This is a genomic window from Pseudomonas sp. LB-090624, assembly GCF_003205205.1.
Classification (GTDB): Bacteria; Pseudomonadota; Gammaproteobacteria; order Pseudomonadales; family Pseudomonadaceae; genus Aquipseudomonas.
In genome coordinates this window covers 224,313-250,591 of the sequence record NZ_QJRL01000003.1, presented here as the reverse complement: position 1 = coordinate 250,591, position 26,279 = coordinate 224,313, and the positions used below count along the sequence as shown (strand labels likewise).

Sequence of the window (26,279 nt, the reverse complement as noted above, 5' to 3'; positions counted from 1 at the left end):
AGGGGCAGCAGAGCAATGCAGCAACTCAATCCTTCCGAAATTAGTGAAATCATCAAGGGCCGCATCGATAACCTCGATGTGAGCTCCCAAGCCCGTAACGAAGGTACCGTTGTTTCGGTATCCGACGGTATCGTGCGGATCCACGGTCTGGCCGACGTCATGTACGGCGAAATGATCGAGTTCCCTGGCAGCGTCTACGGCATGGCCCTGAACCTGGAGCAAGACTCCGTAGGTGCAGTGATCCTGGGTGCCTATGACACCCTCGCCGAAGGCATGAGCGCCAAGTGCACCGGCCGCATCCTGGAAGTTCCAGTTGGTAAGGAACTGCTGGGTCGCGTCGTTGACGCACTGGGTAACCCGATCGACGGCAAAGGTCCTCTGGGCAACACCCAGACCGACGCCGTCGAGAAAGTGGCTCCAGGCGTGATCTGGCGTAAGTCGGTAGACCAGCCTGTACAGACTGGCTACAAGTCCGTCGACGCCATGATCCCTGTCGGCCGTGGCCAGCGCGAGCTGATCATCGGTGACCGTCAGATCGGCAAGACCGCCATGGCCATCGACGCCATCATCAACCAGAAAGACTCCGGTATTTTCTGTGTTTATGTTGCAGTCGGCCAGAAGCGTTCCACCGTTGCCAACATCGTTCGCAAGCTGGAAGAAACCGGCGCCCTGGCCAACACCATCGTGGTCGTTGCCAGTGCTTCGGAATCCGCCGCACTGCAGTTCCTGGCGCCATACGCCGGCTGCACCATGGGCGAGTTCTTCCGTGACCGCGGTGAAGACGCCCTGATCGTTTACGATGACCTGTCCAAGCAGGCCGTTGCCTACCGTCAGATCTCCCTGCTGCTGCGCCGTCCACCAGGACGTGAAGCGTACCCAGGTGACGTGTTCTATCTCCACTCCCGTCTGCTGGAGCGTGCATCGCGCGTTTCCGAAGAGTACGTCGAGAAGTTCACCAACGGCGCAGTCACTGGCAAGACCGGTTCCCTGACCGCCCTGCCGATCATCGAAACCCAGGCTGGCGACGTTTCTGCGTTCGTTCCGACCAACGTGATTTCCATCACCGACGGTCAGATCTTCCTGGAATCGGCCATGTTCAACTCGGGCATCCGCCCTGCAGTTAACGCCGGTGTTTCGGTATCCCGCGTAGGTGGTGCCGCTCAGACCAAGATCATCAAGAAGCTGTCCGGTGGTATTCGTACCGCTCTGGCTCAGTACCGTGAACTGGCTGCATTCGCCCAGTTCGCTTCCGATCTGGACGAAGCGACCCGCAAGCAGCTGGAGCATGGTCAGCGCGTAACCGAGCTGATGAAGCAGAAGCAGTACGCGCCGATGTCCATCGCGGACATGGCCCTGTCGCTGTATGCCGCTGAGCGTGGTTTCCTGACTGACGTGGAAGTCTCCAAGGTCGGTAGCTTCGAGCAAGCGCTGATCGCCTTCTTCAACCGTGATCACGCCGACCTGATGGCGAAGATCAACGTGAAGGGTGACTTCAACGACGAAATCGACGCTGGCCTGAAAGCCGGTATCGAGAAGTTCAAGGCCACCCAGACCTGGTAAGCCGCAGCGGGGGCTCCGGCCCCCGCTTGCTAACCTGATAGGTGATACATGGCAGGCGCAAAAGAGATTCGCAGTAAGATTGCGAGCATCAAAAGCACGCAAAAAATTACCAGCGCCATGGAGAAAGTGGCGGTCAGCAAAATGCGCAAGGCACAAATGCGCATGGCTGCTAGCCGTCCTTACGCGGAGCGTATCCGCCAGGTGATCGGTCATCTGGCCAACGCCAACCCGGAATACCGCCACCCGTTCATGATCGAGCGCCCTGTAAAGCGCGCCGGTTATATCGTGGTGAGCAGTGACCGTGGTCTGTGCGGTGGCTTGAACACCAACCTGTTCAAGGCCCTGGTCAAGGACATGAGCGAAAACCGCGAACAGGGCGTTGAAATCGACCTGTGCGTGATCGGCAGCAAGGGTGCGACTTTCTTCCGCATCTTTGGCGGCAACGTTGTAGCCGCGATCAGCCACCTGGGCGAAGAGCCATCGATCAATGATCTGATCGGCTCCGTCAAAGTTATGCTGGACGCCTACATGGATGGCCGTATCGATCGCCTTTCGGTGGTTTCGAACAAGTTCATCAACACCATGACCCAAAAACCGACGGTCGAGCAATTGGTACCGTTGGTGGCAACCCCGGATCAGGAACTCAAGCACCACTGGGACTACCTGTACGAACCCGACGCAAAAGAGCTGCTGGACGGCTTGATGGTGCGTTACGTGGAGTCGCAGGTCTACCAGGCGGTGGTCGAGAACAACGCTGCTGAACAAGCGGCCCGGATGATCGCCATGAAGAACGCCACAGACAACGCCGGTGATTTGATCAAAGAGCTGCAATTGATCTACAACAAGGCGCGTCAGGCTGCGATCACCCAGGAGATCTCGGAAATCGTCGGCGGCGCTGCCGCGGTTTAACGGTTCAAAAATTCAGAGGATCCAGCTATGAGTAGCGGACGTATCGTTCAAATCATCGGCGCCGTCATCGACGTGGAATTCCCACGTGACAGCGTACCGAGTGTTTACAACGCGCTGAAAGTACAAGGCGCGGAAACCACCCTGGAAGTTCAGCAGCAGCTGGGCGACGGCGTGGTTCGTACCATTGCGATGGGCTCGACCGAAGGCCTGAAGCGCGGTCTGGATGTCGTCGACACCGGCGCTGCCATTTCCGTTCCTGTTGGTAAGGCCACTCTGGGCCGCATCATGGACGTACTGGGCAACCCGATCGACGAAGCCGGCCCGATCGGCGAAGAAGAGCGTCGCGGTATCCACCAGCCAGCGCCTTCGTTCGCTGACCAGGCTGGTGGCAACGACCTGCTGGAAACTGGCATCAAGGTTATCGACCTGGTTTGCCCGTTCGCCAAGGGTGGTAAAGTTGGTCTGTTCGGTGGTGCCGGTGTAGGCAAGACCGTAAACATGATGGAACTGATCCGTAACATCGCCATGGAACACAGCGGTTATTCCGTGTTCGCTGGTGTGGGTGAGCGTACTCGTGAGGGTAACGACTTCTACCACGAGATGAAGGACTCCAACGTTCTCGACAAGGTAGCGCTGGTCTACGGTCAGATGAACGAGCCACCAGGAAACCGTCTGCGCGTAGCGCTGACCGGCCTGACCATGGCTGAGAAGTTCCGTGACGAAGGTAACGACGTTCTGCTGTTCGTCGACAACATCTATCGTTACACCCTGGCCGGTACCGAAGTATCCGCACTGCTGGGCCGTATGCCTTCGGCAGTAGGTTACCAGCCGACCCTGGCTGAAGAGATGGGCGTTCTGCAAGAGCGCATCACCTCCACCAAGGAAGGTTCGATCACCTCCGTTCAGGCCGTATACGTACCTGCGGACGACTTGACCGACCCGTCGCCAGCGACCACCTTCGCCCACTTGGACGCCACCGTCGTTCTGTCCCGTGACATCGCCTCCCTGGGTATCTACCCAGCGGTTGATCCACTGGACTCGACTTCGCGCCAGCTGGACCCGAACGTGATCGGCAACGAGCACTACGAGACCGCTCGTGGCGTTCAGTATGTTCTGCAGCGCTACAAAGAGCTGAAGGACATCATCGCGATCCTGGGTATGGACGAACTGTCCGAAAGCGACAAGCAACTGGTAGCCCGCGCTCGTAAGATCCAGCGCTTCCTGTCGCAGCCGTTCTTCGTGGCCGAAGTCTTCACCGGTTCGCCAGGCAAGTACGTTTCCCTGAAAGACACCATCGCTGGCTTCAGCGGCATCCTCAAAGGTGACTACGACCACCTGCCAGAACAAGCGTTCTACATGGTCGGCAGCATCGACGAAGCGATCGAGAAAGCCAAGAAACTGTAATCCCGGCGCCCCGCAAGGGGCGCTAATCAGGTTGAGGCAAGCAGATGGCTATGACAGTCCATTGCGACATCGTCAGCGCGGAAGGAGAAATCTTCTCCGGCCTGGTCGAGATGGTAGTAGCGCACGGCAACCTGGGCGATCTGGGTATCGCTCCAGGCCACGCGCCGCTGATCACCAATCTCAAGCCAGGTCCGATCACGCTGACCAAGCAGGGTGGCACTCAAGAGGTGTTCTACATCTCCGGTGGCTTCCTCGAAGTGCAGCCGAACATGGTGAAGGTTCTTGCCGACACCGTACAACGTGCTGCCGACCTGGACGAAGCTCAGGCTCAGGAAGCCCTCAAGGCTGCCGAGAACGCGCTGAACACTAAAGGCTCGGATTTCGACTACGGCGCAGCTGCCGCACGTCTGGCCGAGGCTGCAGCTCAGCTGCGTACTGTCCAGCAAATGCGCAGAGGCAAGTAATCCGGCTTTGGCCGCGTACTTGCGTTGCGATTGAGTTAAAGGGTAGCCATCGGCTACCCTTTTTCTTTTGTGAAACTCATAGAACCGGTCATTTCACTGACCGCCCAGGATTGGTAGCCAGTAATGTCACTCGATATCGTTATTCTCGCCGCCGGCCAAGGCACCCGCATGCGCTCGGCCCTGCCCAAGGTACTGCACCCGGTAGCCGGCAACTCCATGCTTGGCCATGTTATCCACAGTGCACGCCAGTTGCAGCCGCAGGGGATTCATGTGGTCATTGGTCATGGGGCCGAGTTGGTGCGAGAGCGCCTGGCTTCTGACGACCTGAATTTCGTCATGCAGGACAAGCAGCTGGGTACCGGCCATGCGGTTGCCCAAGCCCTCCCGGCGCTCACCGCCGACACCGTGCTGGTACTGTACGGCGATGTGCCGCTGATCGAAGTGGAAACCCTGCAGCGTCTGTTGGCCAAAGCCAACGACCAGCAATTGGGCCTGCTTACCGTCACGCTCGACGACCCGACTGGCTATGGCCGTATCGTTCGTGACGAGCAAGGCCAGGTCACTGCCATCGTTGAGCACAAGGACGCCGACGACGCGCAGAGAGCAATCAAGGAAGGCAACACCGGTATTCTGGCCCTGCCGGCCGCGCGCCTCGCCGACTGGATGGGCCGCCTGTCGAACAACAACGCCCAGGGCGAATACTACCTGACCGATGTCATTGCCATGGCCGTGGCCGATGGCCTGGTGGTGGCAACCGAACAGCCCCACGACCCGATGGAAGTGCAGGGCGCCAACGACCGCCGCCAGCTGTCCGAGCTTGAGCGCCACTACCAACTGCGTGAAGGCCGTCGGCTGATGGCCCAGGGTGTGACACTGCGTGATCCAGCCCGCTTCGATGTGCGCGGTGAAGTGACCGTTGGTCGTGATGTACTCATCGACATCAACGTGATTCTCGAAGGCAAGGTGGTCATCGAGGACGACGTGCAGATTGGCCCTAACTGTGTGATCAAGAACACCACCCTGCGCAAAGGTGCGGTGGTTAAGGCCAACAGCCACCTGGAAGGTGCCGTGATGGGCGAGGGCAGCGATGCTGGTCCGTTCGCCCGCCTGCGCCCGGGCAGCGTGCTGGAGGCCAAGGCCCATGTGGGTAACTTCGTCGAACTGAAAAATGCCCACCTGGGTGAAGGCGCCAAGGCTGGCCACCTCACCTACCTGGGGGATGCCGAGATTGGCGCGCGCACCAATATCGGCGCGGGTACCATCACCTGTAACTACGATGGCGCCAACAAGTTCAAGACCGTAATGGGCGAGGACGTGTTCATCGGTTCGAATAATTCCCTGGTCGCGCCTGTGGAAATCCAGGCTGGGGCCACCACTGCTGCCGGTTCGACCATTACCCAAACTGTCGAAGCCGGCGATCTGGCGGTGGGCCGTGCACGCCAGCGCAATATTTCGGGCTGGAAGCGACCGGAAAAACTCAAGAAGAATTGAGTTTTCCACAGATGTTTCGATCGAAAGCCGACTTGTGTGAATAAGTCGGCTTTTTTTTGAGCGTCTTGTGGTGGCTCCAGGAGCGGCGCTGATAGCGCGATCGGCTTTACATAAGCGCTCAAGTTGCTGCCTCCCTCCCGATCTCTAAGGCCACTTCTCCACCATTTGCGGCACTAGGTTGCTCCCTCAAAGAGCCCGGCCTGTGCCAAAAAAATTATCCACAGGGCAGGTGGAACTTGACGAGCCGCCCATCTTGAGTTTTGATTGCCATCATTATCTTTCGAATCGAAACTTAACCGCTCATGTCGAAACGAAACACCCCACAACGTCGGCACAATATCCTCGCTTTGCTCAATGAGCAGGGCGAGGTGAGCGTGGACGCCTTGGCCAAGCGTTTCGAAACATCGGAAGTGACCATACGCAAAGACCTCGCCGCGCTGGAAACCAACGGCCTGTTGCTGCGCCGCTACGGTGGTGCAGTACCGGTGCCCCAAGAACTGCTGGGTGAGCCCGCCCAGCCCGTGTCTTCCTACAAGAAGGCCATCGCCCGGGCAGCGGTAGGGCGTATCCGCGAGCATGCGCGCATCATCATCGACAGTGGCAGCACCACGGCGGCGATGATCCCCGAGCTGGGGCGCCAGCCTGGTCTGGTGGTGATGACCAACTCGCTTAATGTGGCCCGTGCCATTTGCGACCTTGAACACGAGCCGGTGCTGTTGATGACCGGTGGTACCTGGGACCCGCATTCCGAGTCGTTTCAGGGTCAGGTCGCCGAGCATGTCCTGCGTTCCTACGATTTCGACCAGTTGTTCATCGGTGCCGATGGCATCGATCTCGGCAGGGGTACCACCACCTTCAACGAGTTGCTCGGCCTGAGCCGGGTCATGGCCGAAGTGGCCCGTGAAGTGATCGTCATGGTCGAGTCGGACAAGGTGGGGCGCAAGATCCCCAACCTTGAGTTGCCCTGGGGCAGCGTGCACACCCTTATTACAGATGAGCGCCTGCCCGCAGCGGCACGCGAACAAATTCAAGCCCGCGGCATCAACCTGATCTGCGCCGCGATCAGCCAGGAGCAATAACTATGTGTGGAATCGTTGGTGCCGTCGCCGAACGCAATATCACCGCCATCCTGATCGAAGGCCTCAAGCGTCTTGAGTACCGCGGTTACGACAGCGCTGGCCTGGCCGTGCTATCCCAGAATGGTGAGCTGCATCGCCGCCGCCGCATCGGCAAGGTCAGTGAGCTGGAAGCTGCTGTCGCTGCAGACCCGCTGGCTGGCCAGTTGGGCATCGCCCACACGCGTTGGGCTACCCACGGCGCGCCAACCGAAGGCAACGCCCACCCGCACTTCTCTGGCAACGAAGTGGCCGTTGTGCACAATGGCATCATCGAGAACCATGAAGAGCTGCGCGAAGAGTTGAAGGGCCTAGGCTATGTCTTCACTTCGCAGACTGACACCGAAGTCATCGTGCACTTGATCCAGCACACCCTGAAGAGCATTCCGGACCTGGCCGATGCCCTCAAGGCCGCAGTGAAGCGCCTGCATGGTGCTTACGGCCTGGCCCTTATCAGCGCCAAGCAGCCTGACCGCCTGGTAGCCGCACGCAGCGGCAGCCCGCTGGTTATCGGCTTGGGCTTGGGTGAGAACTTCCTGGCGTCCGACCAATTGGCCTTGCGCCAGGTCACGGACCGCTTCATGTACCTGGAAGAAGGCGATATCGCCGAGATCCGTCGTGAGCAGGTCACCATCTGGGACCAGGCCGGCCACAAGGTCCAGCGCGAAACCGTGCAGTACCATGAAGGCGCTGAAGCTGCGGACAAGGGTAACTACCGCCACTTCATGCTCAAGGAAATCCACGAGCAGCCAAGCGTTGTCCAGCGCACCCTGGAAGGTCGCCTGGGCAAGGATAATGTGCTGGTCCAAGCCTTCGGCCCGAACGCTGCGGAGTTGTTCGCCAAGGTGCGCAACGTGCAGATCGTTGCCTGCGGCACCAGCTACCACGCTGGTATGGTCGCCCGCTACTGGCTGGAAAGCCTGGCCGGCATCCCATGCCAGGTTGAAGTGGCCAGCGAGTTCCGTTACCGCAAGGTGGTGGTGCAGCCGGATACCCTGTTCGTCTCCATCTCGCAGTCCGGTGAAACTGCCGACACCCTGGCCGCGCTGCGCAACGCCAAGGAACTGGGTTTCCTTGGCAGCCTGGCAATCTGCAACGTCGGTATCAGCTCGCTGGTACGTGAATCGGACCTGACCCTGTTGACCCTCGCCGGCCCGGAGATCGGCGTTGCTTCGACCAAGGCCTTCACTACACAGCTGGTATCGTTGATGCTGCTGACCTTGGCGCTGGGCCAGGTGCGCGGTACCTTGGAAGCCGGTGTCGAAGCCGAGCTGGTGGAAGAACTGCGCCGTCTGCCTACCCGCCTGGGCGAGGCACTGGCCATGGACGCGACCGTCGAGAAGATCGCCGAGCTGTTTGCCGACAAGCACCACACCCTGTTCCTCGGCCGCGGTGCGCAGTACCCGGTGGCGATGGAAGGTGCACTCAAGCTCAAGGAAATCTCCTACATCCACGCTGAAGCCTACCCGGCAGGCGAGCTGAAGCACGGCCCGCTGGCGCTGGTAGACAACGACATGCCGGTGGTTACCGTTGCACCGAACAACGAACTGCTGGAAAAGCTGAAGTCCAACCTGCAGGAAGTGCGTGCCCGTGGCGGCGAGCTGGTGGTATTCGCTGACGAGCAAGCAGGCTTGACCAATGGCGAAGGCACCCACGTGATCAAGGTGCCGCACATCGCGGACGCCCTGGCGCCGATCCTGTACACCATTCCACTGCAGCTGCTTTCGTATTACGTGGCCGTACTCAAGGGGACTGACGTTGACCAGCCTCGGAATCTGGCCAAGTCCGTTACTGTCGAATAACAGGTAGCTGCACGTTGCTAAAATGGATTTAGGGAATTAAACCTGTCGCACGGGAATTAAAGCTGTCGCAGGCAGGTAATCCTGTTCGGGACCAATTCGGGTTGGCGGGGTGCAGTGATGCACCCCATTGTCCCGACTTTGAATTACGCCTCAGAATGTAATTGACACGCGTGTCACCCGGTATAGGCTTGTAGTCGAGGACTGCAACTGCGCATCCGTTGGGACTGGGTACCAGCAAGGCCCCCCCGCAATTTCGGCAGCAGAGAATGCTGGTTTCTCTGAAGTAGTGACGACGGGCAAAGCCAGTCGGATTCTGAACCCAAGGTCGCAAGGCTGGGAGTTAAAGGATCGCTGCGACTACTCCTCGAACCTTCCGAAAAGGCACCTTTGGGTGCCTTTTTTACACCTGATATCTGGCGTTGGATGCTCAACCGCAACCTTTGAACGATGACGCGGCATCAGTCGCTGAGGGCCAACCCATCAATGCTGTTGCGTATCCAACCTGATGAATCTCTGCGCTCATATGTTGACCGCAATTTGCTCGTGAATTTTATGGATTGGAGGGTAGACAGGTTACGCTGGCTTTCTGAGGGGGAGATTACTCCAATCAAACGAGTGCTTGATGGACATGAAATCGTTTATATATCATTAAAGTATTGACCTGTCACTGCCCCACAGTGAAGAAGCTCGTTCCTGCGGGGTTGTTCGAGTGTTCTATACCGCCGCTTTTAACGGAGCTTGAAGTCCCCTGGAAGGTGAAAACTCAATCCAGATAGTATTGAGTCGGCAAACTCCAAATGGCCGGGATTTTTAGTTGGCTTAGTAGTTGAGGTATCAGGTATCTTGAATATAGCTCTATAATGATCCGGGCTAGCGTGAAGTTGATTGACTTTTTCCAAGCTGCCAGAGCCCTCAAGTTTCCCAACGTCAGCTGTTTTTTGAGTGATCGCACGTGCACGTTCCAGTATCGTTGTAGCCCATTCGGCTTTTGCCAAAAGTGCTTCGCGCGCGTGATAAATAGTGCATAGAACGGGATCTCGATAGCTTTCAGCTTGGCATACTCTTTCAGCTGCCTCGTAATATTTCCTTCCCTCTTCTAGCATTCCCATTCGATAGCAAAGTATGCCGAAGTTAGCTAGCGCTTGCGCGTGATGTGAGCCACCTTCTTTTAGCTCTTCCGTGAATAGAGTTATCCATGTCGGAAGTTTTTCCCTATCTTGTTCTGATGGGTGGAGTGGCGTAATCATTGCCAGCTCTGCATACGCACGATTCAGCTTCAGTATAGAGTTGTTTGGGTTCGCTATCAGCCCCTTCTTCGTTATATCTATAATTAGCTCATATTGGTCATCCAGTGACGCGATGTAGCTAGCCAATACTGGTGGTTTGCTGGAAAAGGGTTCGGCGGCGAACCAGTCTAATGCATGTGCAATAGCCGGTTCGGCTTCACCTTGAATATAGCTCTCTCTCGCTTTCGCTTCATAAGCAATCTCTAAACTTTTAACTTGCGAGTGATGATCGGATTTTATGTCATGGCGTTGCTCAGCCCATAATGCCTGGGCTAGAGTGTTTCGATTGGCGTGCACAAGCGAATCACGAATATACTTCTTGGCGCGCTTTATCGCGCCACTTTCAATTTCAAGCGTGCCCAATGAACTCGCGAGCTCGGTGGTATGCCTAGGGTGTAACCCAAGTTCATGAATTCGGCGAGCAGACGTAAGATTTTTGCTGACTTTCCCGATCATTTGAGAGACAGCTAATTCGGCCGATGCAATCCAAGGATCGGTCTTAATCGCAGGATGCCTAGCTAACAAATAATGTGAGCGCTCGATGTCTCCAAGATGGATGTATAGCCTTGATGCAACTCGTGAGACCCATCGATGGTTTGGGGCTAGTCCTAGGGCAACTATCATAGCCCGCTCGGCCGGCTCGCCTTGGCCTAAGGAAATATATTCGCGCGCCAAGTCTACCCACGCCAATGTATTTTTCGGACTATCAATAAGACTTTTTCGAATCGCTTTAATACGGTCCTTCGGATCCGTCGCCTCCAAGGGGGCCTGTTCTTCTTCCAGGGTGATTCGCGCCATAGAAATCACCGAAGCAGGCAAGCATCCGTCTTCAATAATTCGGCGAGATGCAAGAAGCTCCCCCTTACGGTTATTTTCAAGCTTGGCTGAGTTCAAAAGTTCGATCGCTGTACCCACGGCTGATGACCTGGAGAACTCCTCCATCAGTCTTTCAGACTCCGAAACGTCCGTCGTTTGGTGATTAGTAGACCGGATGGCTGAGTTCTCTGCCAGTGATGAGGCTAGCTTCGAGGAGTCCCAGAGCGGTATGACTTTCCTGTCAGACTCTTCCTTGCTAAAGCTCATACTTTTTCCTGCCTTTTTGCTTGAAGAATGGCTTGTTTTTTTGCCTCAGTTCGCAAATTTTCCAACGCGCTCACAAAGCGATTTAGGCCTAATCCCAATTGATCCCCTTTGCCAAGGATCTGCTTTGCACCGCGTTTCGAGTAGTCAGGGTGCGAACATTGAGTTATCAGGCTGACTACCTTTTCGGCTGCCCAAGTGGGAAGTGCGGTCTTGTATTTCTGCAAACCTTCAAAAAAAGCTGATTCCAAATAAGGCAGCGCTTGATTGTAGCTGCTCTCTCCCCCTTCCTCTGGAAACCAGTGCTTTGGCCCCACAACGGGTGGCAGTAGCTCTTTAATTATATTGTTTACCGTTACTCCAAACAGAAGGAATGCCACAAGTGAGCCTAACTGGTAGATATCTGCCCGTTGTCTACGGTCAATCCATTCAGTTGGAATATGGCCGTACAGTTGCTCAGGGGGGGCGTAGCTAAAATCGCCAGCAACAATGCATTGCTCGAACGCACTTTTTCCATATCCTTGTACCGCAGCGCGTCCCAAGTCGCCAATTTTGGCTCCTGCGAGGAAGAATACCATCACGTTCGAAGGCTTTAGGTCTTGGTGGCTGATACCTTCACTGTGAAGCTGCCCAATACCTAAAACCACATCTTTCAAATAGCTAAATTTTTTTGCGTAGTCGTCGTTTGAGATTCGAGCGACGTGGTTCCGAACATCTCCGCCGTCGGCGAGCTCAAGTATGAGATATGCCACGCGAGGCATGTGGTCTTCCGGTTTTTTATCAACCTTCACATCTCCGTGTCCGAGAATTGTGACTACCTGGCGCATCCGGCTCTTCGCGCAAAGCTCGTTAAGGGTTTTTTCGTCACCGAATGCTTGGGTAGCACGATTGATGCTGCCTATGAAGTCGTCGTCCCCTTCATCCTTGATGACACTGTCTAGATCAAGGGCTTTGAGAAAAGCCACTGAGTTTCCTTTCCGAACACGATATGAAACGGAGTAGGTGCCCCCGGAGCTGTCTGAGCTGGCTCTTCCACAGGCAAGCAGCTCTTCCACAAACCATCCGTCTGCTAGCTCCATACCTGTGAGGCGGGTAGCGGGCGTATCGAGCACTTCGGGATTTTGCATATTTCCACCACAGACAGATTTTGGGGGGCAGGCAGCTACCGCGCTAAAGCTTCATGAGCTCGGGCAGGCGACCGGTGGGACCTGTGAATCTATAGCAGATCGCCAGCACATGGAATACACTTTTGCCCCTTCAGAAAGCTGCATCATCACCTAAAGCCGTGGCAACGCCAGTGTCCTGGTAGGGGCGCGTACGTCGTCTTGAGCACGGTTCTTAATTGGAATGACCCAGGGTTGAAGCTATGGAAAGTAGGTATCCCGTTTTTCTCGCTTTTCAAGGCGGCGGAGCGAAGGGGGTAGTTCATGCTGGCGCGTTGCTCGCTATCAATGACCTCAACCTAGATATCAAGGGCGTTGCCGGTACCTCGGCTGGATCTATGATCGCTGCGCTCATCGCCGCCGGTTACACTGGCGATGAGCTAGTTGATCCAGAAAACGAAACTCATCTTTTCCAGTCCATTACGCCTCGTTTCGGTATAAACCGAGCAACGGACATTTTTACTAAAAAGGCTTGGCGAATTCTGACGATTGGGCGAGCTGTTCCCGATCGTCTTCGGGAAGTCAAAGGCTACTACCTTAAAAAAATCGCCCCTTACGCCAAGCGCCTACCCGACGCCCCGTGGCCGCTTATCGCCTTAGTTTCCTTTTTCGGGCTACTAGCGACATGTCCGACAATTGCTCAGATAGTCGCAATTTTTTCATCCATCGGTGTGCTGGTGATGTGCTGGGCCGTTCGTTGGGTATCCCAAGGAATTTCAACGGTTGAAGCGGTTCGTCGTCTGATCGATGGTGCGATTCGAGTTAAGCTAGGGGTCGAGAAGGAGAACATCACCTTCCGGGACCTCCAGGACCACAACGGACTGCCTCTCAAAATCATCTCGACAAATATTTTGGGAGAGTGCTTGGAGCTGTTCTGCTTTGAGCGCACTCCAGATACACCGGTGGCTGACGCCGTTGCCGCCTCGATTTGTCTTCCAGTCATTTTCCGTCCGTGGGCACTGAAATTTCGTCGCAGCACTGAAAACCTCGATCGCTACGTCTCAGGGCGTTTTTTCGACGGTGGGCTGATGTCCAACCTTCCGGCATGGCCCTTTGATGAGGAACGGCTTATCTATCCTGGCACGACGACCATTGCATTGGGGATCAGCCCTGAAGTAGTCCCCGGGCCCCAAAAAGCCAAGCATTGGCTAGGCTCAATCATCAATGCCATTGTTTCAGGCACCGGAGAGATTCACACACGAGCTGTCGGCCGGATAATCAAGATTCCGCTTAGGTGTCGTTTGAACCTTTTGGAGTTTGATGCGCCAATAGACAAAATTTATGAAGAGGTTCGGAGATCTCGGCACCAAGTGACCCATCAGTTGAAAAAAGAGCTCACCACGTATCCGGCTTTGATCGACGATGCGACTGAGGTTCTGCATGCTGGTGTCATGGCTAAGCTGGCTGAATATCGGGGCCGTTGGTACACCGAGTCACTTGAGGACCACACTATCCGCGTAGCAATCGGTGCCCAACGGTCAGGGGCGATGAACAGCTTGTCTCTTGTATCTGGGTCCGGTTTTTCAGATCAGCATTCTGATAGCAAGATCACCCTCCCTTTGAGTGGATCCGCGGCAGGTATTGCTTGGGCTGAGGGCGCGGTTGCGGCAACGCTTCCTTGGAGCGAAAACATCGCCCTACACGCGTTGGAAAGGATGTGGGAACCTGTCAAATGGTTCATGTGCTTTCGGCTGACACCTCGCGTAGGATTCCCTATCGCAAAGGTGCTCACGCCTCGGCCTAAAGCGCCGTTCCTCGACAAGGTTCATGGGGAGATGGCTAAAATTCGGCCAATCGTTATAATCATTGACGGAACCATGCCGCTCGATGACACGCTTGAGCACGCTTACGATGACATTCTGGAATGCCTAGAACGCATCCAGGAATCGGCAGTCGAATATTTAAGGCAGAGAGATCTCGATTTCATCCTGCAAGGATCAAATTCATGGCTATAACCCTCTACGTTGGTGGTAAGTCGGTCTACGCGAAGAAGGAAAAATCTTCAGATAAGTACGAGCTAGACCCGACATTTGAAGCCGCGGCTTTGGCGAGCGAAGAGCACCAGAGCCACCTACGCGAATTCCTGAATGATCGGGATACCGAGCGAGCCGCAAAAAAACGTAAGATGGAGCAGGCTGGTCGTGAACGTGCGGGCTTCGGTGCCTGATAGACAATAGCCATTCCTGTGTATGAAAACCGCCGCTTATGTGGCGGTTTTTTGCATTTCGTGACGCCAATCCCCGAGCTTTCATACAGAGTGATGTCCACCTACCCTGTGAATGGTAAGCGTCTGGCGGACTCACCTTCCGAACCCCAGCATTTAGGGCGATGGTGTCCGCGTATTTTTAAGCGGACGCGATCAGCCTTTTCGGCCAGGATCTTCATGCGCCAACGAAGCTCTTATCCGAAACCATTCACAAGCCGCCGGTGCTGCTAATCCGGCACCAAAGCCTCGTCGTCCGTGGCTGCGACAGTTTTAATTCCCTAGGACAACTGTCCGGGCCGAGCTTTTCGCAGATGGCGACAGTTTTGCGTTATCTTCAAACGAGGCTACAGGCCCCAGAATCCGTAGCTCGATCGCGACAGGTTTAATTCTCTAAATCCAAAATGCCCTCCATCCGGAGGGCATTTTACTTTCAGATCGCGAAACCCTGATTGGTAACGCCACCCGGGACAAAGGCCTCGACTTCAGCACCACTTCCCGGAGACAAGCACGTTCATGCCAGCCGGCGCGCGATCTGCTGGAGGGCAGTGTTCCGCAGCGCCAAGTGCGACAGAGAGTAGCCTGACGCTGCGAATGTGCCCCATCAGATTTGCATGGCCATGCCATCCACATTCATCGCTGCCTGGCGCAACGCCTCGGAGCGGGTCGGGTGCGGGTGGCAGGTGAGGGCGATGTCTTCTGCAGAGGCCGAGAACTCCATGGCCACGCAGAACTCCCCAATCATTTCGCTGACGCTTGGGCCCACCAGGTGTACACCCAGCACTTCATCGGTTGCGGCATCAGCGATGACTTTGGCGAAGCCTTCGGTTTCATGGTTGATCTTGGCGCGGCTGTTGGCGGTGAAGGGGAATTTGCCTACCTTATAGGCACGCCCTTCGGCTTTCAGCTGCTCTTCGGTCTTGCCCACGGTAGCCAGCTCCGGGCGTGTGTAAATCACACCAGGGATCAGGTTGTAGTTGACCTCGTGGGGCTTGCCAGCGATGCGCTCGATGCAGGCTACTGCTTCATCTTCGGCCTTGTGCGCCAGCATCGGGCCGGATGTGACGTCACCAATCACCCACACGCCCGGCGCAGAGGTGCGATGGTGCTGGTTGCCGAGCATGCCGCGCTGGTCGGTTTCCAAGCCCACGCTTTCAAGGTTCAGGCCTTTGGTGTAGGGGCGGCGACCGATAGCCACCAGCACGTAGTCGGCTTGCAGTGACTCTGCAGGACCGCCAGCGGCAGGCTCCAGTGTCAGGCTCACGCCATCGGCGCTGGCCGTGGCTTGGGTCACTTTGCTGCCCAGCTTGAATGCCATGCCTTGCTTGGCCAGGGCCTTCTGCAGGGTTTTGGCGGTTTCGGTGTCGGTGCCTGGGCAGATCCGGTCGAGGTATTCGATGACCGTAACCTGGCTACCCAGGCGTCGCCAGACCGAACCCAGTTCAAGGCCGATCACGCCGGCGCCGATGACGACCAGGTGTTTGGGCACTTGTGGCAGGGACAGTGCGCCGGTCGAGTCAATGATGCGCTGGTTGTCGATGGTCACACCTGGCAGCGGGGTGGGCTCGGAGCCGGTCGCAATGACAATGTCCTTGGCCTGCAGCGCTGTCTCGCTACCGTCTTCAGCTTTGACCACGACCTTGCCGACACCGTCCAGGCGGCCCCAGCCCTTGATCCAGTCGACCTTGTTCTTGCGAAACAGATATTCGATGCCCTTGGTCAGGCCGGTCACGCTCTCGTCCTTTTGTTTCATCATTTGGGCGAGGTTGAGGGTGGGCTTTACTTCGATACCGAGGTGGGCGAATTCGTCGCCGCCAGCCGCTTCGTACAATTCAGAAGCATGCAACAGTGCCTTGGACGGCATGCAGCCGACATTCAGGCAGGTGCCGCCCAAGGTCGAGCGGCCTTCCACACAGGCTACGCTCAGGCCCAGCTGGCCAGCGCGGATGGCCGCATTGTAGCCACCAGGGCCACCGCCGATGATCACCACGTCATAGGATTTCATGGGTTCAACTCCAGGATGTAGAAGCGCGAGAGGGGCACAAGGTTAAGCTGAGATGCGGAAATTGTATACAATCTGATATGCGAATAAGACCAGTTGGTTCTAGACCATGGTCGTGTTTAGAGGAAACATCCCACGAATGAACTACTCTGATCCGGCAACGTTCGAAATATAAGGCGTCGTGGCCATATACGGATTTGGAGGGTCGTTCATGCTTGCGCAACTTCCACCGGCACTGCAGAGCTTGCATCTGCCGCTGCGGCTGAAACTTTGGGACGGTAATCAGTTCGATCTGGGGCCTAGCCCGCAGGTCACGATCCTGGTCAAGGAACCGCAACTGATCAGCCAGCTGACTCACCCAAGCATGGACCAGCTGGGCACTGCGTTCGTTGAAGGCAAGCTGGAGCTGGAAGGCGATATTGGTGAGGCCATCCGCGTATGCGATGAACTGAGTGACGCATTGCTGAAGGACGAGGACGAAACGCCACCGCAACGGCTGTCTCACGACAAGAGCACGGACGCCGAAGCCATCTCCTATCACTATGATGTGTCCAACGAGTTTTACCAGCTGTGGCTGGACAAGGACATGGCCTATTCGTGTGCCTACTTCCGCGAACCGGACAACACCCTGGATCAAGGCCAGCAGGACAAGTTCGATCACTTGTGCCGCAAGCTACGCCTGGATGCGGGCGACTACCTGTTGGATGTGGGCTGTGGCTGGGGTGGGCTGGCGCGTTTCGCTGCCCGTGAGTATGGCGCCAAGGTGTTTGGCATCACCCTGAGCAAAGAGCAGCTCAAGCTTGGTCGCCAACGCGTCAAAGCAGAGGGCCTTGCCGACAAGGTCGACCTGCAGATCCTGGACTACCGCGACTTGCCCCAGGATGGTCGCTTCGACAAAGTCGTCAGCGTGGGCATGTTTGAGCACGTTGGGCACGCCAACTTGGCGCTGTATTGCCAGAAGCTGTTTGGGGCGGTGAGGGAGGGCGGGCTGGTGATGAACCACGGCATCACCGCCAAGCACGTCGATGGCCGGCCGGTCGGGCGGGGTGCTGGCGAGTTTATCGACCGCTACGTGTTTCCTCACGGGGAGCTGCCGCATTTGTCGATGATCAGCGCCAGTATCTGCGAAGCGGGGCTGGAGGTGGTGGACGTGGAAAGCCTGCGCTTGCATTACGCCAAGACCCTGCATCACTGGAGTGAGAACCTGGAGAACCAGCTGCACAAAGCGGCCGCGCTGGTGCCCGAGAAAACCCTGCGAATCTGGCGGTTGTACCTGGCCGGGTGTGCTTATGCGTTTCAGAAAGGCTGGATCAATCTGCACCAGATTCTGGCTGTGAAGCCGTATGCCGATGGGCACCATGATCTGCCATGGACCCGCGAGGATCTGTACCGCTAGATCACCTTCTACATGCGTTAACAGCTTTGCGTTGCAAAGGGGCCGGTCAAGCTGAAAGGTTCGCTCAGCTTGACCGGCCCCTTCGCAACGCAAGCGGGTGGCGCGAGGTCCTGCCTCCAGCGTTAGAGAATCGGCGAGATCAACCGTGCAATACGCATCCCCAATTGCTGCAGCCGGTGGGTATCGCGGCTGTCCTCAGCGGTTATCTCCCGCGACTGTTCAAAGTCATCGTTCAGCATATGCTCGACCTGATCTGCAAACGCCCGGTCTACGGTAAGCAGGGTAATTTCGAAGTTCAGGCGGAACGAGCGGTTGTCCAGGTTGGCACTGCCAATGGCACTGACATCGTCATCCACCAGCACCACTTTCTGGTGCAAGAAGCCCGGCTGGTAACGGAACATGCGTACCCCCGCGCGTACTGCTTCGAAGGCGAACAGGCTGGATGCGGCATAGACGATACGGTGGTCTGGCCTCGATGGAATCAGCACCCGTACATCGACCCCGCGCAATACCGCCAGCCGCAATGCGGCGAACACCGCTTCGTCAGGAATGAAATACGGGCTGGTAATCCACACCCTGCGGGTGGCCGAATGAATTGCTTCGAGGAAGAACAACGAGCAAGTTTCCTGTGGGTCGGCCGGGCCGCTGGCGAGCGCTTGGCACAACACGCCGTTGTCCGGGTAGGTATCTGGAAGAATCAGCGGAGGTAGCTGGCGCGTGGCCCAATACCAGTCCTCGGCAAACGACTCTTGCAGGCAGGCAAGCACTGGCCCGCCGATTTGCACATGGGTGTCGCGCCAGGGGGAAAGATGCGGGTGCGCACCCAGGTACTCGTCCCCCACGTTGTGCCCGCCGATAAAACCGAGCAGGCCATCCACCACCACGATCTTGCGATGATTGCGGAAGTTCACCTGGAAGCGATTGAACCAGCCACGGCGAGTAGCGAACGCATGAATCTGTACTCCGCCCTCACGCAGTACCTGGCTGTAACTGGCCGGTAAGGCATGGCTGCCCACGCGGTCATACAACACGAAAACCTTTACCCCTTCGGCGGCTTTGCGCAACAGCAGTTCCTGCAGTGCCTTGCCAAGGGTGTCGTCATGGATGATGAAGAACTGCACCAGCACCACGTCCTGGGCTTTCTCGATGGCTGCAAAGATGGCATCGAAGGTGGCTTTGCCATTGATCAGCAGCTTCACTTGGTTGTTTGCCAGGCAAGGCATACGCCCCAGCTTAGGCATGGCGCGCAACGCCACATAGCTTTGTGATTCGCGGGCAGTCAGGGCTTCTTCAACCCAAGGGCGCCAGTTGAGGTTGGCCATGGCCACGTGCATTTCCTGATTGGCTTGCCGTCGCGCCTTGATGTAGGCATAGAACGAGCGGGCGCCAAAAACCAGGTAGGGGATCAAGGTCAGGTAGGGGATGAAGAACAATGGCATGGCCCAGGCAATTGCGCCTTGGGCTGTGCGCACGGTGAACAGTGCGTGAAGCGCGGCAACGATACCCAGCAGGTGGATCAGGCCGAGTAGGTAACCGAAGAAGTAGGGGCTGTGGTAATCCATTTGCATCCTGCTTGCCGAATACACTTGAGGTAACAGAACACGTTCCCGGTCCACCTTGCAACCCGCAGGTGGATTTGGCGTCTAAGGCTCAGCCCGGCCCGCTTGGCCGGCTTTTTTCCAGGAGCGTTCGTCCATGAAGATTCGTCTGCCACTGTTGGCGTTGGCCCTAGGTTTGAGCAGCCCATTGGTGCATGCCCAGATGCTACAACCAGGTTTGTGGGAGCTGACTACCAGCAACATGCAGGTCGATGGCAAGCCGCTGCCCGACATGGAGTTCATGCTTGGCCAGCTTAAGAACCTGCCGCCGGAGCAGCGCGCAATGATGGAAGGGATGTTGGCTAAACAGGGGGTGACTGTCGGTGGCAAAGGCGTTCGTTCGTGCCTGACACCAGAGCAAGTGGCGACCAATGACATCCCGTTGCAGGACCCCAAGTCAGGCTGCACTCAGAAAATTACCGACCGTACCGGCAATGTCTGGAAGTTCCAGTTCAGCTGCCCGAAAGCACAGGGCACCGGCCAGGCCACATTCCTCAGTGACCGCGAATTCACTACGCAGGTGAGTGGCACTTTCAACGCTTCGGGTGTGCAGCAGCAAGGCAGCATGAACACCCGGGCGGTGTGGTTGGGCAATGACTGCGGTACGGTCAAGCCGCGCAGTTGAGCCCCCACTGCCACTGGCTTGTGGCAACCGCGTCGTGGGCATGCAGGCTTTCTGCATGTTCCACGCGCAGCTTGAAAGCAGTGCTCCATTCAACTTGGCGCAGTGCTTGGTGCAGGCGCCGAGCTGCATCTTCGCAGAACATCAGGTTCTGCCCATTGGACAACGCAAACGCTTGTTCGTCTGCTCGCTTCACTGCGGTTTGCACCGCGGTCCCCAAGCTCCTCTCGATACCATCTATCAATTCGGTAACTGGCAATACCGGCTGGTTATGGCGTAGCCGCACCTGAACATGCGCTGCACTGCGCTGGCTGTGGGGCGTAGCCACGATGCCTTCGGCAGTGCCTAGCCATTGCAGCACCGCAGACTTGTCGACCTGCTGCTCGCTGAAGTCCGCTAGGAACTGCTGCTGAATCAATTGTCGCGCCAGTGCCGCCGAGCATGGGCAAGTCGATGAGTATGGTACGGAAACGGATAGTTCCACGTGGAACATTCCATCCAAGATTCTGGCATCGACCGTCACGGCATAGCTTTTCCAGCCCGCCAGCGGACTGATCAAGGCGGGTCGTTTTAGCAAGTGTTCGAAGCTGATACGTAGATAGGCTGCCGAGGAAAGCCCTTCATGGCTGCTCAGAAAATCCAGCAAAAGCCGGTGGATTGCGATTGGAGTCAGCGCCTGATTCTCCAGCGATTCCAAGGCAAGGTACAGCCGCGACATATGGATACCGCGAGAACAACCATCCACCAAGCTGACCCCGGCATCGATATTGGCGGCAGCGATGCGCCCCTCGAATTGCACTGGCAAGGCGATTCCACACATGCCCACCCAGCTCAACGGCAAAGTGTACTGCTGGGTTTGTGCGGCGATGTCTGGGAGCTTGAGCTGGGTCATCTGGCTTTCCAATCAAAAAAGGAGGCATCAACGGCAACCGCCGATCAAACTGCAATGCAGCTTGAAGCGTTGGCCGCTGGAACTGGACACGCGGTTCAGGGTGGTCCAGCCGACGCGGCGGCTGTAGCCCACCCAAGCCTCCCCGTCGCTGGCCAGGCCGGTGAAAAAGGTTAGCGTGCCGTAGCGGCTGTTTGTTTGTGCCCACAGGCGTTGGCTACTGAAGTCGTAGCCGCGCAGGAACAACGTGCTGCCTTCGCTGCGCACGCTGTAGTAACTGCCCTTGCCATCCTGGCAAGCGATCAGCATTGCACTGCGGGTACACAGCGCCAGGCCACTGCTTTGTGGCATGGCTAGCAGCGAGGTGGGCATCGCAAGCATCAGCATCACCATGACGCAAGGCAGTTTCATGTTTCATCCCCAGTGAGCACGCGTCTGTCGATTACGACTTGGCGAAATTGTATTGTTACTTTATAACATTGTGCAATGCATCGTTTCGAATGCGCTCGCCTGAAGAGGTTTTGCCCATGTCCAACCGTTTACCCGTCACCGTGCTGTCCGGATTTCTTGGCGCCGGCAAAAGCACCTTGCTCAACCATGTGCTGCGTAACCGCGACAACCTGCGGGTTGCGGTGATCGTCAATGACATGAGTGAGATCAACATCGACGCCAGCGAGGTGCAGCGCAATGTCAGCCTCAACCGTGCCGAAGAAAAACTGGTGGAGATGAGCAACGGCTGCATCTGCTGCACGCTGCGTGAAGACTTGCTCGAAGAGGTAGCACGGCTGGCAGAGGAGGGACGTTTCGATTACCTGCTCATCGAGTCCACCGGTATCTCCGAGCCTCTGCCGGTGGCTGAAACCTTCACCTTCCGTGATGAGCAGGGCCGAAGCCTCTCAGACATGGCGCGGCTAGACACCATGGTTACCGTGGTCGATGGCCTGAACTTTATGCGTGATTACCAGGCCGCTGACAGCCTGGCCAGCCGCGGCGAAACCCTGGGCGAAGAAGACGAGCGCTCCATCACTGACCTGTTGATCGAGCAGGTCGAGTTTGCCGATGTGCTGCTGCTGAGCAAGATCGACCTGATCAGCCAGCATGAGCGCGAAGAGCTCACTGCTATTTTGCGCAGCCTCAATGCCCGGGCGCAGATCATACCCATGGTCATGGGCCAGGTGCCGCTGGCGCGCATCCTCGATACCGGTTTGTTCGACTTCGACCAGGCTGCCCAGGCGCCAGGCTGGCTGCAGGAGCTGCGCGGTGAGCATGTGCCGGAAACCGAAGAGTACGGGATCGCTGCAACAACCTGGCAGGCGCGTCGACCGTTTCATCCACAGCGCTTTTTCAACTTTATCCACACGCACTGGAGCAACGGTCGGCTGTTGCGTTCCAAAGGCTTTTTCTGGCTGGCCAGTAAATATCAGGAAGCCGGAAGCTGGTCGCAGGCTGGAGGGATGATGCGCTATGGCCTGGCCGGGCGCTGGTGGCGCTTCGTGCCGCGCGACCAGTGGCCGCAAGATGTGGATAACACCAGCGCGATTCTCAAGCACTGGATCCCCGAAACGGGTGACTGCCGTCAGGAGCTGGTGTTCATAGGGCAAAATATTGACTTCGACAAACTATCCACAGCCCTTGATGCCTGCTTGTTGACGGATGAAGAAATGGGTCTGGGGCATATGGGGTGGTTGCGACTGCCTGACCCGTTTGGCCCCTGGCACGATGAGGTGGCGGCATGAACCTGGCACACCGGCCTGTGGATATTTTCCAGGTGTCGGGCGAAAACCCACAGGTGCTGACTGAAGTACTTCGGGATGGCGTTAATTTAGCCGTATGGCGCCGGCGCTTGCCGCCACAGCTGGAAGACTTTGCCGACCTGGTGATAAGCCTTGGCGTGCCGCTCGCCGATCAGCGGGTGATCGATGTGGACGAGCAAAACACGCCGATACTGCCTGACCTGCTGCGCGAAGCTGCGGAGTTGCAAGGCTACGAGGCCTTCGTTGCCGATGTAACCTGGTTGGTGGCGGCTTATACGTGCCTGGTGGGTGCACGGCGGGTCGGTTTGCGTCTGCGGGTACTGCACAACCCGATGTGCCCGCGCTTCCATGTGGATAACGTTCCACTAAGGCTGCTCACCACTTACGTGGGCCCCGGTAGCGAGTGGTTGCAGGAGCAGCAAAGCACGCGCAGTGAGTTACCCACAGCTGATCGGTATGTGGATAACATTCAGCAACTGCTGGCCGGTGAAGTGGCGGTGCTCAAGGGCGAAAAATGGCAGGGTAACGAAGGGGCGGGACTCGTCCACCGCTCGCCTTCGGGGCAGCAGGCGCGCCTGTTGCTCAGCCTTGACTGGCTGGCCTGACAGCGCATAGTTAGATATTGCAATCGCCTGAAGCCAACCCATGCTGCAGAACATCCCCACCCACGTGATTGCCGGGCCGCTAGGTGCCGGCAAGACCACCCTGATCCGCCACCTGCTGGCCCAACGCCCTGCCAATGAACGCTGGGCGGTGTTGATCAACGAGTTCGGCCTGGTAGGCCTGGATGCGGCCTTGCTCAGCCGTGATGAAGACGGCATTGCCATCGGTGAAGTCGCGGGCGGCTGCCTGTGCTGCGTCAACGGTATGCCATTCCAGGTGGGGCTGGGCCGTTTGTTACGTAAATCCCGCCCTGATCGGTTGTTCATCGAGCCTTCTGGCTTAGGCCATCCGCTTGAGTTATTGGTCAAACTGCAAGCGGCGCCTTGGGCCGGAGTGCTGACAATCCAGCCGCTTTTGACTGTTCTGGATGCCCAGGCCATGGTTCGTAACGAGCCGCTTCCAGACGCCCAGCAGCAAGCATTCAACGCCTCGGATAATGTGATTTTCAACAAGTCTGAGGCTGTGGATGAATCATTTAAGTTGTTGATAACTAATAAATTTAAAGACAAGAAAATTATCTGGATCGTGCAAGGGGAGCTACCGCTTGCAGGCCTGCCCACAGCGCCTTTGCAGATTGTTGACAGCCCATTTCGCGATATTGAGATTGTCGACAATCTTGAGAGTGCGCCAGCCGTGCTATGGACCGATCCCAGCCAGCCGATCTGTCTTGCCCAAGACGGGGAGGGAGGGTGGAGCATTGGCTGGCGCTGGCACCCCAGCCAGCAGTTTTATCCACAACGGCTGGAAGCGTTCTTGCGCACTTTGCCCTGGCGTCGCGCCAAGGGAGTTATCCACAGTTTGGAAGGTTGGCAGTCATTCAATGGGCTGGACGGGAACTTACCCGCCTGGCAGCCCAGTGACTGGCGCAGAGACAGCCGGATCGAGCTGATTTTCGACCACCCGCAACCCCAACCCGCTTTGCACGCCGGGTTGCGTGAATGCCGCGTCAGTTGATCAATTACGCCAGCGATTGTGCTCCTGGCGCCACTGCTGCATCTCGATGACATTGTCGGTACGTGGCGGGGTCTTGATTTCGAACGGGTAGGGCGCAAGCTCGATATGCACGCTGTGCGCGCCGAACTGGGTCACGGTACCGGGGTGGCGCTGCTCGCCGGTAACGGTGAACTCGAAGGCGTAGATGCGCGCCAGGCGCTTGCGGCCGTTGGCATCGCGGACGAAGGCTATGCGCTTGAGCGCAACGGCGTCGTCGAGCAGCTCAAGGTCGAGCTTGGCGCAATGCTGTTTGACCCGCTCCAGGGCTTTTTCGCGCAACCCGTGGTTGTGCCACAACCAGGCGCCTGCCGTGGCTACCAGCATCAGGACGAAGAGGTTCTCCAGGGTCAACATTTGCATATGCTCCAAACAGGTAGATCCAGCTTAACTGCGTCCCTGGCCTGTCGTACAGGTGGCAATCGAGTTCATACTGCGCTGCGCACAATCCCTGAAACAGCTTTGGAAACCTCCCGCATGAAACGTACCCCGCACCTGCTCGCCATTCAGTCCCATGTGGTGTTCGGCCACGCCGGCAACAGCGCCGCGGTGTTTCCCATGCAGCGTATCGGGGTCAATGTCTGGCCGCTCAATACCGTGCAGTTCTCCAATCACACACAGTATGGCCAGTGGGCGGGCGAAGTGCTTGCCCCGGCGCAAATTCCTGCGTTGGTGCAAGGCATTTCCAACATTGGCGAGTTGGGCCACTGCGATGCGGTGCTGTCGGGCTACCTGGGCAGTGCCGAACAGGGCCGGGCGATTTTGGCCGGCGTCGAGCGGATCAAGGCGGTGAACCCTAAAGCCTTGTACCTGTGCGACCCAGTCATGGGGCACCCGGAAAAGGGCTGCATCGTGCCACCGGAAGTCAGTGAGTTCCTGCTCGATGAAGCTGCTGCCAGGGCCGACATCCTGTGCCCCAACCAGCTGGAGCTGGATAGCTTCTGTGGGCGCCGAGCGCAGTCACTTGAGGATTGCGTAGACATGGCGCGCAGCTTGCTGCAGCGCGGGCCGCAGGTGGTGCTGGTCAAGCACCTGGCTTACCCCGGCCGTGCCGAGGACCAGTTCGAAATGCTGCTGGTCACCGCCGAACACAGCTGGCACTTGCGCCGCCCGATGCTGGCGTTCCCACGCCAGCCGGTGGGGGTGGGGGACCTGACTTCCGGGTTGTTCCTGGCCCGCGCGCTGCTCGGCGATACCTGGGTGCAGGCGTTTGAGTTCACCGCCGCTGCGGTGCACGAAGTACTGCTGGAAACCCAGGCCTGCGCCAGCTACGAACTGCAGCTAATTCGGGCCCAGGACCGTATCGCGCATCCACGGGTGCGCTTCGAGGCGCAGTTGCTGGCGTTCTAGTTGGCGTCGGTTTTCAGGTCCTGGTAGCGCTTTTCCAGCTCCTGACGAATCTGGCGGCGCTGCTGGCCTTGCAGGAAGCGGCGCTTTTCTTCGCTGGTGTGCGGCTGGCGCGGCGGCACCGGCACCGGCCGGCGGTTGTCGTCGACTGCGACCATGGTGAAGAAGCAACTGTTCGAATGGCGCACCGAGCGCTCGCGGATGTTTTCGGTCACCACCTTGATACCCACCTCCATCGAGGTGTTGCCGGTGTAGTTGACCGATGCCAGGAAGGTCACCAGCTCTCCTACATGTACCGGTTCGCGGAAGATCACCTGGTCTACCGACAAAGTCACCACATAACTGCCGGCATAGCGGCTGGCGCACGCGTAGGCCACCTCGTCGAGGTACTTGAGCAGGGTGCCGCCATGTACGTTGCCAGAAAAGTTGGCCATGTCCGGGGTCATCAGGACGGTCATGCTCAGCTGGGCGTTTCCAGGTTCCATAGTGTGCTCACGGTTAGGTTGCGCTGAATCGGGCGAATGGAGGGCGTTATCTGCTG

Annotated in this window: 23 protein-coding genes; 15 read left to right on the top strand and 8 right to left on the bottom strand. The window is 57.4% G+C overall.

Going from position 1 to position 26,279, the window contains the following annotated elements; all coding sequences use genetic code 11:
* The first annotated feature begins 15 nt into the window (after nucleotides 1–15).
* The 7 genes from atpA to glmS all read left to right on the top strand — a co-directional run bounded on the left by atpA (nucleotide 16) and on the right by glmS (nucleotide 8,745).
* Nucleotides 16–1,560, top strand: a complete 1,545-nt coding sequence (atpA, locus tag DMX11_RS05020; protein WP_110743486.1) for a F0F1 ATP synthase subunit alpha — start codon at nucleotides 16–18, stop codon at nucleotides 1,558–1,560.
* Nucleotides 1,561–1,608: 48 nt separating this feature from the next.
* Nucleotides 1,609–2,469 carry a F0F1 ATP synthase subunit gamma gene (gene atpG / locus DMX11_RS05015; RefSeq protein ID WP_009684663.1) on the top strand — a complete coding sequence of 287 codons (861 nt, stop codon included), beginning with the start codon at nucleotides 1,609–1,611 and terminating at the stop codon, nucleotides 2,467–2,469.
* Between the two features lie 27 nt (nucleotides 2,470–2,496).
* Nucleotides 2,497–3,873: a F0F1 ATP synthase subunit beta gene (gene atpD, locus DMX11_RS05010; RefSeq protein ID WP_110743485.1), complete on the top strand. Its 1,377-nt coding sequence runs from the start codon at nucleotides 2,497–2,499 to the stop codon at nucleotides 3,871–3,873.
* A 44-nt stretch (nucleotides 3,874–3,917) separates the two neighbouring features.
* On the top strand, nucleotides 3,918–4,337 hold the full coding sequence (locus DMX11_RS05005) for a F0F1 ATP synthase subunit epsilon (protein ID WP_029886844.1): 420 nt from the start codon (nucleotides 3,918–3,920) through the stop codon (nucleotides 4,335–4,337).
* A gap of 123 nt (nucleotides 4,338–4,460) precedes the next feature.
* Complete coding sequence (glmU, locus tag DMX11_RS05000; RefSeq protein WP_110743484.1) at nucleotides 4,461–5,828, top strand: bifunctional UDP-N-acetylglucosamine diphosphorylase/glucosamine-1-phosphate N-acetyltransferase GlmU; 1,368 nt, start codon at nucleotides 4,461–4,463, stop codon at nucleotides 5,826–5,828.
* A gap of 302 nt (nucleotides 5,829–6,130) precedes the next feature.
* Nucleotides 6,131–6,907 carry a DeoR/GlpR family DNA-binding transcription regulator gene (locus DMX11_RS04995; protein ID WP_110743483.1) on the top strand — a complete coding sequence of 259 codons (777 nt, stop codon included), beginning with the start codon at nucleotides 6,131–6,133 and terminating at the stop codon, nucleotides 6,905–6,907.
* A gap of 2 nt (nucleotides 6,908–6,909) precedes the next feature.
* On the top strand, nucleotides 6,910–8,745 hold the full coding sequence (gene glmS / locus DMX11_RS04990; protein WP_110743482.1) for a glutamine--fructose-6-phosphate transaminase (isomerizing): 1,836 nt from the start codon (nucleotides 6,910–6,912) through the stop codon (nucleotides 8,743–8,745).
* A gap of 728 nt (nucleotides 8,746–9,473) precedes the next feature.
* Here glmS and DMX11_RS04985 read toward each other — a convergent pair.
* Nucleotides 9,474–11,114 (bottom strand): hypothetical protein, encoded by a 1,641-nt coding sequence (locus DMX11_RS04985; protein WP_110743481.1) that lies wholly within the window; start codon nucleotides 11,112–11,114, stop codon nucleotides 9,474–9,476.
* Nucleotides 11,111–12,238 (bottom strand): protein kinase, encoded by a 1,128-nt coding sequence (locus DMX11_RS04980; RefSeq protein WP_110743480.1) that lies wholly within the window; start codon nucleotides 12,236–12,238, stop codon nucleotides 11,111–11,113. The genes DMX11_RS04985 and DMX11_RS04980 overlap by 4 nt, the downstream gene beginning before the upstream one ends.
* 239 nt (nucleotides 12,239–12,477) lie before the next feature.
* On the opposite strand from DMX11_RS04980, the gene DMX11_RS04975 reads away from it, so the two are divergent.
* Both DMX11_RS04975 and DMX11_RS04970 read left to right on the top strand, forming a co-directional pair.
* A complete protein-coding gene (locus DMX11_RS04975) occupies nucleotides 12,478–14,229 on the top strand; it encodes a patatin-like phospholipase family protein (RefSeq protein ID WP_110743479.1) in 1,752 nt (583 codons plus the stop codon).
* Complete coding sequence (locus DMX11_RS04970) at nucleotides 14,220–14,441, top strand: hypothetical protein (RefSeq protein WP_110743478.1); 222 nt, start codon at nucleotides 14,220–14,222, stop codon at nucleotides 14,439–14,441. The genes DMX11_RS04975 and DMX11_RS04970 overlap by 10 nt, the downstream gene beginning before the upstream one ends.
* 640 nt (nucleotides 14,442–15,081) lie before the next feature.
* On the opposite strand, the gene lpdA is transcribed toward DMX11_RS04970, so the two are convergent.
* The gene (gene lpdA / locus DMX11_RS04965; RefSeq protein WP_110743477.1) at nucleotides 15,082–16,482 is read right to left on the bottom strand and encodes a dihydrolipoyl dehydrogenase; all 1,401 of its coding nucleotides are present in this window, start codon (nucleotides 16,480–16,482) and stop codon (nucleotides 15,082–15,084) included.
* A gap of 208 nt (nucleotides 16,483–16,690) precedes the next feature.
* Between lpdA and cfaB the strand changes: the two genes are divergently transcribed.
* Complete coding sequence (gene cfaB, locus DMX11_RS04960; protein ID WP_110743476.1) at nucleotides 16,691–17,875, top strand: C17 cyclopropane fatty acid synthase CfaB; 1,185 nt, start codon at nucleotides 16,691–16,693, stop codon at nucleotides 17,873–17,875.
* A 122-nt stretch (nucleotides 17,876–17,997) separates the two neighbouring features.
* On the opposite strand, the gene cls is transcribed toward cfaB, so the two are convergent.
* Nucleotides 17,998–19,437: a cardiolipin synthase gene (gene cls, locus DMX11_RS04955; RefSeq protein WP_110743475.1), complete on the bottom strand. Its 1,440-nt coding sequence runs from the start codon at nucleotides 19,435–19,437 to the stop codon at nucleotides 17,998–18,000.
* A gap of 133 nt (nucleotides 19,438–19,570) precedes the next feature.
* Here cls and DMX11_RS04950 point away from each other — a divergent pair, with 133 nt between their 5' ends.
* Nucleotides 19,571–20,098: a DUF3617 domain-containing protein gene (locus tag DMX11_RS04950; protein ID WP_110743474.1), complete on the top strand. Its 528-nt coding sequence runs from the start codon at nucleotides 19,571–19,573 to the stop codon at nucleotides 20,096–20,098.
* Here DMX11_RS04950 and folE2 read toward each other — a convergent pair.
* Together folE2 and DMX11_RS04940 are read right to left on the bottom strand one after the other, a co-directional pair.
* Nucleotides 20,082–20,987, bottom strand: coding sequence for a GTP cyclohydrolase FolE2 (gene folE2 / locus DMX11_RS04945; RefSeq protein ID WP_110743473.1), 906 nt, complete (start codon nucleotides 20,985–20,987; stop codon nucleotides 20,082–20,084). The genes DMX11_RS04950 and folE2 overlap by 17 nt on opposite strands.
* Nucleotides 20,988–21,014: 27 nt before the next feature.
* Nucleotides 21,015–21,395, bottom strand: coding sequence for a glutamine synthetase (locus tag DMX11_RS04940; protein WP_110743472.1), 381 nt, complete (start codon nucleotides 21,393–21,395; stop codon nucleotides 21,015–21,017).
* Between the two features lie 116 nt (nucleotides 21,396–21,511).
* Here DMX11_RS04940 and zigA point away from each other — a divergent pair, with 116 nt between their 5' ends.
* Genes zigA through DMX11_RS04925 form a run of 3 tightly spaced genes read left to right on the top strand, consistent with a single transcriptional unit; the run spans nucleotide 21,512 to nucleotide 24,355 of the window.
* Entirely contained in the window at nucleotides 21,512–22,720 is a 1,209-nt protein-coding gene (zigA, locus tag DMX11_RS04935; protein ID WP_110743471.1) for a zinc metallochaperone GTPase ZigA, read from the top strand.
* On the top strand, nucleotides 22,717–23,343 hold the full coding sequence (locus tag DMX11_RS04930; RefSeq protein ID WP_110743470.1) for a DUF1826 domain-containing protein: 627 nt from the start codon (nucleotides 22,717–22,719) through the stop codon (nucleotides 23,341–23,343). Before zigA ends, DMX11_RS04930 begins: the two co-directional genes overlap by 4 nt.
* 40 nt (nucleotides 23,344–23,383) lie before the next feature.
* Nucleotides 23,384–24,355, top strand: a complete 972-nt coding sequence (locus tag DMX11_RS04925) for a GTP-binding protein (RefSeq protein ID WP_110743469.1) — start codon at nucleotides 23,384–23,386, stop codon at nucleotides 24,353–24,355.
* Here DMX11_RS04925 and DMX11_RS04920 read toward each other — a convergent pair whose 3' ends face one another.
* On the bottom strand, nucleotides 24,356–24,748 hold the full coding sequence (locus tag DMX11_RS04920) for a DUF3301 domain-containing protein (protein ID WP_110743468.1): 393 nt from the start codon (nucleotides 24,746–24,748) through the stop codon (nucleotides 24,356–24,358).
* 120 nt (nucleotides 24,749–24,868) lie between these two features.
* Here DMX11_RS04920 and pdxY point away from each other — a divergent pair, with 120 nt between their 5' ends.
* Nucleotides 24,869–25,741, top strand: coding sequence for a pyridoxal kinase PdxY (gene pdxY, locus DMX11_RS04915; protein ID WP_110743467.1), 873 nt, complete (start codon nucleotides 24,869–24,871; stop codon nucleotides 25,739–25,741).
* On the opposite strand, the gene DMX11_RS04910 is transcribed toward pdxY, so the two are convergent.
* Nucleotides 25,738–26,223 carry an acyl-CoA thioesterase gene (locus DMX11_RS04910; protein WP_110743466.1) on the bottom strand — a complete coding sequence of 162 codons (486 nt, stop codon included), beginning with the start codon at nucleotides 26,221–26,223 and terminating at the stop codon, nucleotides 25,738–25,740. The genes pdxY and DMX11_RS04910 overlap by 4 nt on opposite strands.
* Nucleotides 26,224–26,279: the final 56 nt, after the last annotated feature.